12 protein-coding genes are annotated in these 8816 nt (G+C 34.5%); all 12 read right to left on the reverse strand.

What is annotated here, in order from left to right; translation table 11 throughout:
• Positions 1-102: 102 nt before the first annotated feature.
• Positions 103-729, reverse strand: coding sequence for an endonuclease III (nth, locus tag ACZQCL_RS02255; RefSeq protein ID WP_118115261.1), 627 nt, complete (start codon positions 727-729; stop codon positions 103-105).
• Positions 726-1265 (reverse strand): DnaD domain-containing protein, encoded by a 540-nt coding sequence (locus tag ACZQCL_RS02260; protein ID WP_118115260.1) that lies wholly within the window; start codon positions 1263-1265, stop codon positions 726-728. Before ACZQCL_RS02260 ends, nth begins: the two co-directional genes overlap by 4 nt.
• A complete protein-coding gene (locus ACZQCL_RS02265; protein ID WP_117571119.1) occupies positions 1265-1732 on the reverse strand; it encodes a hypothetical protein in 468 nt (155 codons plus the stop codon). Before ACZQCL_RS02265 ends, ACZQCL_RS02260 begins: the two co-directional genes overlap by 1 nt.
• Before the next feature lie 18 nt (positions 1733-1750).
• Complete coding sequence (locus tag ACZQCL_RS02270; RefSeq protein ID WP_412343854.1) at positions 1751-2431, reverse strand: 5'-methylthioadenosine/adenosylhomocysteine nucleosidase; 681 nt, start codon at positions 2429-2431, stop codon at positions 1751-1753.
• The gene (locus tag ACZQCL_RS02275) at positions 2428-3138 is read right to left on the reverse strand and encodes a class I SAM-dependent DNA methyltransferase (protein ID WP_482481758.1); all 711 of its coding nucleotides are present in this window, start codon (positions 3136-3138) and stop codon (positions 2428-2430) included. The genes ACZQCL_RS02270 and ACZQCL_RS02275 overlap by 4 nt, the downstream gene beginning before the upstream one ends.
• Positions 3128-3466 carry a ribosome silencing factor gene (rsfS, locus tag ACZQCL_RS02280; protein WP_003864422.1) on the reverse strand — a complete coding sequence of 113 codons (339 nt, stop codon included), beginning with the start codon at positions 3464-3466 and terminating at the stop codon, positions 3128-3130. The genes ACZQCL_RS02275 and rsfS overlap by 11 nt, the downstream gene beginning before the upstream one ends.
• A gap of 2 nt (positions 3467-3468) precedes the next feature.
• A complete protein-coding gene (locus ACZQCL_RS02285; protein ID WP_227993540.1) occupies positions 3469-4485 on the reverse strand; it encodes a nicotinate-nucleotide adenylyltransferase in 1017 nt (338 codons plus the stop codon).
• Positions 4482-4772, reverse strand: a complete 291-nt coding sequence (locus ACZQCL_RS02290; protein ID WP_117571115.1) for a YhbY family RNA-binding protein — start codon at positions 4770-4772, stop codon at positions 4482-4484. Before ACZQCL_RS02290 ends, ACZQCL_RS02285 begins: the two co-directional genes overlap by 4 nt.
• The gene (locus ACZQCL_RS02295; RefSeq protein ID WP_117924333.1) at positions 4772-5851 is read right to left on the reverse strand and encodes a GTPase; all 1080 of its coding nucleotides are present in this window, start codon (positions 5849-5851) and stop codon (positions 4772-4774) included. Before ACZQCL_RS02295 ends, ACZQCL_RS02290 begins: the two co-directional genes overlap by 1 nt.
• A complete protein-coding gene (locus ACZQCL_RS02300) occupies positions 5844-6368 on the reverse strand; it encodes a YqeG family HAD IIIA-type phosphatase (protein WP_482481759.1) in 525 nt (174 codons plus the stop codon). The genes ACZQCL_RS02295 and ACZQCL_RS02300 overlap by 8 nt, the downstream gene beginning before the upstream one ends.
• Positions 6369-7940, reverse strand: coding sequence for an NAD(P)/FAD-dependent oxidoreductase (locus ACZQCL_RS02305; protein ID WP_482481760.1), 1572 nt, complete (start codon positions 7938-7940; stop codon positions 6369-6371).
• 4 nt (positions 7941-7944) lie between these two features.
• Positions 7945-8816: acyltransferase family protein (locus ACZQCL_RS02310; protein ID WP_482481761.1), on the reverse strand; the 872-nt coding region annotated here is incomplete at its 5' end.

The following is an 8816-nucleotide window of genomic DNA, read 5'->3' on the forward strand; positions in this document are numbered from 1 at the left end:
TTAGTAAATTCATAAATTTAAGTTTTCTTAACCTAATACGGAAACCCTACAATAATTTAAAGCCGGTATTTTCACATAACCCTACACTATTTTAGAGCGCCATTATTTCTCATATTTATCTTTCTTACAAAAGCTTTTAAAAGGACATCTTTCACATTCTGGATTTCTTGAATGACAAAGATAACGCCCAAAAAATATAAAGTCATGATGACCTTGATTCCATCTTGAACGATCGATCTTTCGTTTTAGTTTTTCCTCAACCTTTTCAACCGAATCATTATATTTAGCTAAACCCAAACGCTTACTGACACGATTGACATGGGTATCTACCGCAAAGCTAGGAATATCAAAAGCTACACTACGAACGACATTCGCTGTCTTTCTTCCAACACCTGCTAAAGACATTAAATCCTTATATGTATAGGGTACTTGTCCATGATATCTTTCAACTAGATCTTTACTTAAATTCGAAATCGAACGAGCCTTATTGCGATACAAACCAATTCTTTTAATGTATGGCTCTAATTCAGAAACTGTAGCCTCTGCCATCGTTTCTGCCGTAGGATACGCCTTAAATAATGCTGGCGTTACCTTGTTGACCATCGCATCCGTTGTCTGTGCACTTAATACGACCGCAACAATCAATTGAAATGGGGATTCATGATACAATTCGCACTTGGCATCCGGAAAAATCTTCTCCATTTCATCCAAAATTTCATTCGCATTCATCGCTTGCCATTCTCCAAATCTTCAGTCGATAAACCTTTTTGTTGCCAATTCTGAAGAATTCTTTCAATATAATTTAAATCGCAAACTTCATTACATACCGCTTCATTCAATGCACAAATCACACGACGTTCATCATACATACTGGCCATATCAATAATTCTTTGCATTTCCGTTGAAGACAATGGACGTGCAAACTCCATTTCAAACTGCTCTAATAAAGAACGATCAATGGAAGTATCACTGGCTTTAGAAAGTTCAAAGATACCTTCAATATTAAAAATCAAAGATCCATCCGCATAGTCTAAAGTCAAATACCCTTTATCCGATAATTCCGTAAAAATATCTTCCACTTCATCCACACTGATTTTTAATTTTTCACTAATCAATTCATGATCAATTGAAATATGCTGCTGGTTGAAAAAATCAATCAACAATACGACCAATATTTCTTTGGGTTCTAAAACCAAATCTTGTAGATGATCAATGATCCAAGTTCTACGATCTACATAAGGTGCATTAAAATCAAAATCAGCCATTATCGTATCTCCCTTTCATAAACACGTTCAAAACTATCATAATCCAATAAAATCAATTTATTCGATCCGCGAATCTCATATACCGGATTGTTGTAGCCATATCCAAGTGCAATCGAATCACACTTGATGTTATAGTTCTTTTTCGCAATGCGTTTTGCCTTTTTATAATTCAAAGTTTCAATATCTCTTGAAGTAATCAATTCAGACTTCGCATTGTACCAATACAAAGTCGTATCATCATAGCCCTGATATGTTATGTAATTAAAGACATGCTCACTCAAGCCTTGGATATTCTTATTTTGTTTAATTATTTTTTCAATTCTTTGCGCATAAATCTGTTCCTTAACACGATTCGGTCCACTAATAAACTCAGACCAAATCAAAAGTAATACAAGAACAAGAATGATGACCAATGCCATTGTCGTTGTTGTTCCATGCTGTCTTTTACGCTTATGCTTTAGTCCCATTCTTACCCCTCCTTTTTACTATATACGCATCAACCAATTTTCAATCAATTTAGCCGATTGCGCACTTGCTTTAGAAACATAGGTTGAAAATTCCATTGGATTTTCATTATGATGCACAACATCACTAAGTGAACGCACAATCACAAATGGAATATTAAATTGTGTGGCAACAGCACCAATCGCTCCTGCCTCCATTTCTGAACAAATTGAGTCTGGGAAATGATTCATTAATTTTTCAAAATCTTCATCTCTAGACATAAATAAGTCTTGAGAAGCAATTGTACCTACATGATAGCGAATCTGCATAGCATTTGCCGCTTCAATACAACTTTGGCTCAATTTTTCATGACTATTATACACCAATCCAACACCAGAAGGACCATCTAATGGACTTGTATCATAATCAGCTTGTACAACCTTATCACTAATCACAATATCCAACACTTGCTCATCCTGCGTTAATCCACCAGCTGTACCCACATTAATAATGCTGTCGATATTTCCTTGCATACACAAAATTGTACAAGACATAGCCGCATAAGCCTTACCTACACCGCTCTTACATAAGACTACATCTTTACCTTGCCATTTTCCATATGTTAATGTGCATCCCGCAATTGTCTTCGTATGATCTACTAAGTCCATACGCTTTTCAAATTCATGAATCTCAGCATCCATTGCCGCTACAATCCCAATCATTCTTGTACCTTCTTTCTACATACATAAAAATACTTTTCACCAGGCGCAATCCCCTCAATATCAAAATCCGTTGTGACTTTTAAAACATCAAAATATTTCGACAAAGTATCATTCAACCATATTGGATCATATACTCTTTGAATATGATGCTCCTGAACCACTTTGTCTTTCATATAAAACGCAAAATCCTGATATACATAATCATCTTCTGCCATAATTGACCATTGATATTGACAACCATCTTCAAAAGCACCTGTCTCATTATATTCCGAATCAAATTCATCTAAGCGATCTAACGAATGTGTATCGAAGAAGAAAAGTCCATTTGGTTTTAAATGTTGATTGACTTCATGAAAGAACGCATCAATTTCTTCTTTCTCTAAAATATAGTTAAAACTATCACACAAACAGAAAATACCAGAATAAGATCCTAAATTACTTAAATTACGCATATCTTGACATAAGAATTGAATGGAACCCTCTAAGTTTTTACTCTTAGCCTGCTTCACCATTTCTTCACTCAAATCAAGAGCTGTCATCGTATAGCCTTTTTTTGCGAGCATCTCAGTAATTTCTCCACTACCACACGCAAGTTCTAAACAATCACAAGGTGCAAGTTCACTCTCAATCCAAGATACCCATTCTCTAGATGCCTCTTCATCTTTTACTAAAGCATCATAATAATGTGCCAATGTATTATAAATCATACGTTTTTACTGGAACATCCGAATATAAACGATCCAGATTATAAACCTGCCTTTCTTCATTCACAAATAAATGGACTACAACTTCTTTTAAATCAATTAAAAGCCATTTTGAACCAGAATCACCCTCAATATGCATATCCCCCATATATCCAGCTTCTCTTAAACGATCCTTAATGTTTTGTGCAATCGCATTATTCTGACGAATATTTGTAGTCGAACAAACAATCATTGAATCCATAAATGGAGTCAAACTCGTTACATCATATACACGTACATCTTGTGCTTTCTTTTCACAGATCGCATGAACTACAATATCTAAAATTTCCATGTTTATCCTCTCTTTAAATACTCACGATTTTGTTGAACCACCAAATCAAATCCTTCTTTAATATCTTTGTTACAAATCTCAATCAATTTAGTAGAATCATATCCACGCAAAGGATCTAATTTATCTGCACAAAATACCATCATCGCATATGGATCTTGACTCGTTCCTAGTACATGATGATAAATCGCATTATAGATAATTGGATTTTCAATTAAAAAGATATCTTTCGTGACAGCAGCCCCGACAAAACCATGCCATACAGCTACAGGATATTCCATGTTTTCAGGACACACACTCTGCATCCATTTTAACATTTCATCCTTTGGCATATATTTAGCTATATCATGAAACAAACCAATATAATACGCAATATGCATATCATACCCATTGTTCAACGCAAACTCTTCACAAAGTTTTGCAACCGATAAAGAATGTTTATATCTTTTTTCTGTCAATCTAGAAGCCACAAAATCCTTCACATACAATCGATTTCGATAGATATAACGCAACACTTCTTCAGGCAAATAATTCAACTTATTTCCCATTCGAATCTCTGAACTAGAAACAGGAACTGCCGGCATTGTCATACACGCAATATCATACTTTGAATCAGAAAGCTTTCCATCCCTATCAAAACATACAAAATGAGCCATCTTCACAAGTTCATTCGGATTGTGCCACTTGTCAAACTGCATCAATTGATCATTTCCTATGATCCAATAAAATTCATGTTCCGGATATGTTTCAATCAATTTCTTTAGCGTATCATACGTGTAACTTTTACCTGCTCTTTCAAGTTCAAGTGTACAAACTTTAAATTTCGGGTTTTTCTTAACCACCAAATCAATCATAGCTAAACGCTCTTGATCCAATGTCAGATCATGATCTTTTAAAGGCGTACTAGAGGTTGGCATAAACCATACTTCATCTACACCTAGTCCCTGCAAAGACTGATTGGCCATTTGAATATGCCCATCATGTATAGGATCAAAAGAACCTCCTACAATGGCAATTCTCATTTTTTAAGCCCCAATTTATTTTCTTTACTTCTTCTATACAACAAGAAAGTATGTCCTACAATATGAACCACTTCACTACCTGTTGCACTTGCACACTCAATAGCTGCCTCACGCACATCAACTGGACATGTCTTTAATAAATTACATTTTACTAATTCATGTGCCTCCAATGAATCGGATAAAGTATCCATTAAATTATCACTTAAACCATCTTTTCCAATTTGGAATAACGATCTATACTCCATTCCTAATTTTCTTAAATATTTTTTATTTTGACTCGTTAACATTAAATCATCGCCTTTCTAAACGTTACCTGAATACCTTTATGTACTTTTACATATACATCTTTTACTTGTCCACTAATACAGAACCATCCAATACCATGAATACAAACATCCATCTTTTCTCCCTCAAGTTTAGGAGCATGGAACGTATGCATCGTTAATAAGGATGTATCTACACATGGCACTAACATACCATTTAAATGTTTTTGCCACAACGCATCCGCATTGCTTAATTTTCCTCTATGAATCGATAAAGAACGAGAGAAATATCCAACTACTGTTGCCTTACCACTCACTACCACATCAAGTCTTGCTAGTCCTGCCGCCGCAAAGGACTGATCCTCAAAGATTTGCGAAACAAATGGTCGAATTGGTTTTGTTGGAATGACCGTCTTTAAATCTTTAGGTTGTAAATGCGTTAATAAAGAATGCGTATTCTCAATGCCTGGTGTATCATAAATCGTATAATCCTCAAAAGGAATTGGAACTAAATCTAATGTAGTCCCTGGATTTTGAGAAGTCGTTAAATCTTTCGATGCCAATAAATGATTCAATACAGTGGATTTTCCCGCATTGGCAACACCCATAAAAATTACATTTCGATTCTTACGATATTTCAAAATCGCATTCACAATACGTGATGAGTATTCTCTAGATTTATCATTTTCCTTTAATAGATAGCCACAAATCACAATATCCTTTACAACAATATTTTCTTCGTGAAGACGATGCTTTACAAAGTTAATGATTTTTTCATCTGTTAAAGTTGTTGGCAAGACATCACGCTTCGTTAATACCATCACAATATCTTTACCTGGAAGTTTTTGATTCAAACGCGAAATTAAGTTAGCCTCAAACGCAAATAAATCCACAACCCAGAAAACCACACCATCAATCTTATTGATTTTTTCTAATGTTGCGTTGGATTCAATTCCCTGCTGCATATTGATTGTCACATCGCCATAATGACGAATGCGATAACATCTTTGACAATAAGAAGCATCTAAAGTAGGAACATAGCCTAATGCATTTTCATCTTCGTTTTGTAGTAAAACACCACAACCCTTACAATATTTAGTCATCAAAGTCACCTCGCTTCAATAATTTTTTCTTTTCTAAATAACCATATATTAATTCTTCAAAGAAACGAAATACTTTTGTGATATTTCGATCCTTTATCGCAATAGGAGCCGTTAAAATTGTATAAAGCCCCCAAATATTTCCACCCAATATATCCGTATACATTTGATCACCTAATATCGCAATCTGATTTGCCTTTAGGCCATGGTCTCTCATTGCCTTTTTAAAACAAAACGGAAATGGTTTACACGAAAATGGATATGTATTTGAAACTGGAAGATGCTTACCAAAATTCTTACCTCTAGAACTTGGTGAATTTGAACATAGTGCAACCTCAATTCCATTCATTTTTAATTTATTTATAAAATCAATCACATCCTGATTGGGACATTCTTCATCATACGCCACAAGCGTATTGTCAATATCACAAAGAAGTAATTGAATTCCCATTTCATGAAGTTTTTGAATGTTCAAAGTTTTAAAACTTTGAACATAATAATTCGGAGAAAATATATTCATTTAAAACTCCCCTTTGGCAAAGTATTCAATCAAATGCTCGGCACTACGAATACCATCAATAGCACTTGTCATAATGCCACCTGCATAGCCACTACCTTCACCGCTTGGATAGATACCTTGAATATTCGAAACATAAGATTCTTTATCACGAACTAAACGCACGCTGCTACTACTTCTTGATTCTACAGCACTTAATATGGCTCCACCAGAAACAAAGCCAGGCACTTTCTTTTCAAAATGCTCTAACGCCTCATGCAAGGCTAGATTGACTTCTTTAGAGAATAAATCGTTCAAATCACAAAATGTTGTACCAATCGAATAGGTTGGTAATACGGATTCAAATTGATTTGATATTTTATTTTCTAAATAATCCTTCGCAAGTTGTACGCATGCCTTATAATCGCGTCCCATTTTAAAAGCTTTCTTTTCCAAGTCTTCCTGATATTTTAACCCGGCAAACAACTCATTACCATAATCCGAATCATTGATTTGCACAAGCAATGCACTATTGGCATTTTCTCCACTACGACTCGCATAAGACATTCCGTTCACAACCAATTGATCTTTTTGACATGAACTTGGAATAACGTAGCCACCTGGACACATACAGAATGTATATACACCTTTTGAATTGGATGCCGTATACGTCAATTGATAACGTGCTGGAATCAATCTTTCATCTTGACTATATTCATGAAGCATAGCCTCATTGATATATTTTTGCTTATGTTCAATACGAACGCCAACCGCAAACGGTTTATTTTCGACATGAATACCATGTTGATGAAGCATTAAAATGGTATCACTTGCACTATGTCCAGTCGCAAGAATTAAAGCATTACAATCTACCCATTGTTGATTGAAATAGATTTGTTTCAAAGTACCATTTTCCACTTTAATATCTTCTAACTTTGTATCAAAACAGAAAGTTCCTCCCAAACGTTCAATTTCTTCACGACAATTTCGAATAATCGCCAAGAAGGCATCTGTACCAATATGAGGATGCTGATCAATTAAAATATCAGACTTTGCCCCAAAAGAAACAAGTTTCTCTAATACTTTACGACATAATGAATCTTTCGATCTTGTCGTTAACTTTCCATCACTAAAGGCACCCGCGCCACCTTCGCCAAATTGAACATTGCATTCTTCATCCAATTGTCCATTTTCCCAAAAAGTTTCTACTTTTTGTTTACGAACATCTACTTTTGATCCTCTTTCTAAAACAATCGGTTTATAGCCAGATTGTGCAAGAATCAGAGCTGCAAACATACCTGCAGGACCAAACCCAACAACAACGGGTCTAGCCAATAATGCATGTTTTCCACTCATTACTGGATGATACGTTTCATCGGGTGTTAGAGAAACGTCTTTTAGCTTTAAAAGCTTCTTTTCATTTTTAACTTTACAATCTACGACATACGAAAATAAGACCTTCTGGTGACGTGCGTCCACACTTTTTCTATGTACGTGCCACTGCAAAAGGTCTTCTTTACGGATTCGCAGTTTTTTTAAGATTTGTGCCTCAATTTCATTTTCATTAGCACATTTCACCTGAAATAATCGAATCATAAGCTTACAGTAATTTTTTTAAAATCGGATATTGATCCTGATAACGCGTCACAAAACCTGCCAAACATTGTGCACATGCCAAAGTTAAGAAATAAACAACTAAATGTGCATGTGGCATCAATGCCAAAAAGATTTTGGCAAACAAAATATGTGAAGTATAAATCATCAATGAATCATGACGTAAAATCGTAAACATTTTACGGTATGGAATATTGATTTTTAATAAATAATTCACTAAGAAATAAATAGCGGGAATCAAACAAATATACATACTTGTTAAATCTCTTAAAATACCGAAATGACGATATAAAGATACTTCCGCAAAGAATAATACAAAACTTATCAAGAAACCAATCAAGCTAACCTTTTTAGGCAAGCGACGCGTTCTTGAAAGTAATAACCCAATCGCAATGAACATAGGACCAAAGAAAATTCCATTTCTTGCGGTTGACAATGTTTTTGTAAAGAAACCAAAGAAGAAGGATACACCTGGAATACTTTCCCAAATTGGTGTATATACATTAATCAAGTAACCTACAAAATATAATATAAGCGTTATCAACAATGTGAAATTCAAGCCTTTTTTCTTATACAAGCAATACACAATTACGTCCGCTAACATTAAGGCTGGTAAAAACCACAAATGATAATAACTTCCATTCAAGAAAAAATCTCTTACATATGTAAATAAATACTTAATATGGAAACCCATGTGCGTATAATCAAAAATCGTATATGGCAAATAAATAATTGTCCAAATCAAATAAATTCGAAATAAACGAATCAATGCCTTCTTTAAACGAGTCTCATTTAAATCTTCATTTTCTGAATCATAGTTTCTAAAAAAGAAGAATCCACTTGTCGTAAAAAAGAATG

It is taken from the genome of Holdemanella sp., from assembly GCF_056804935.1.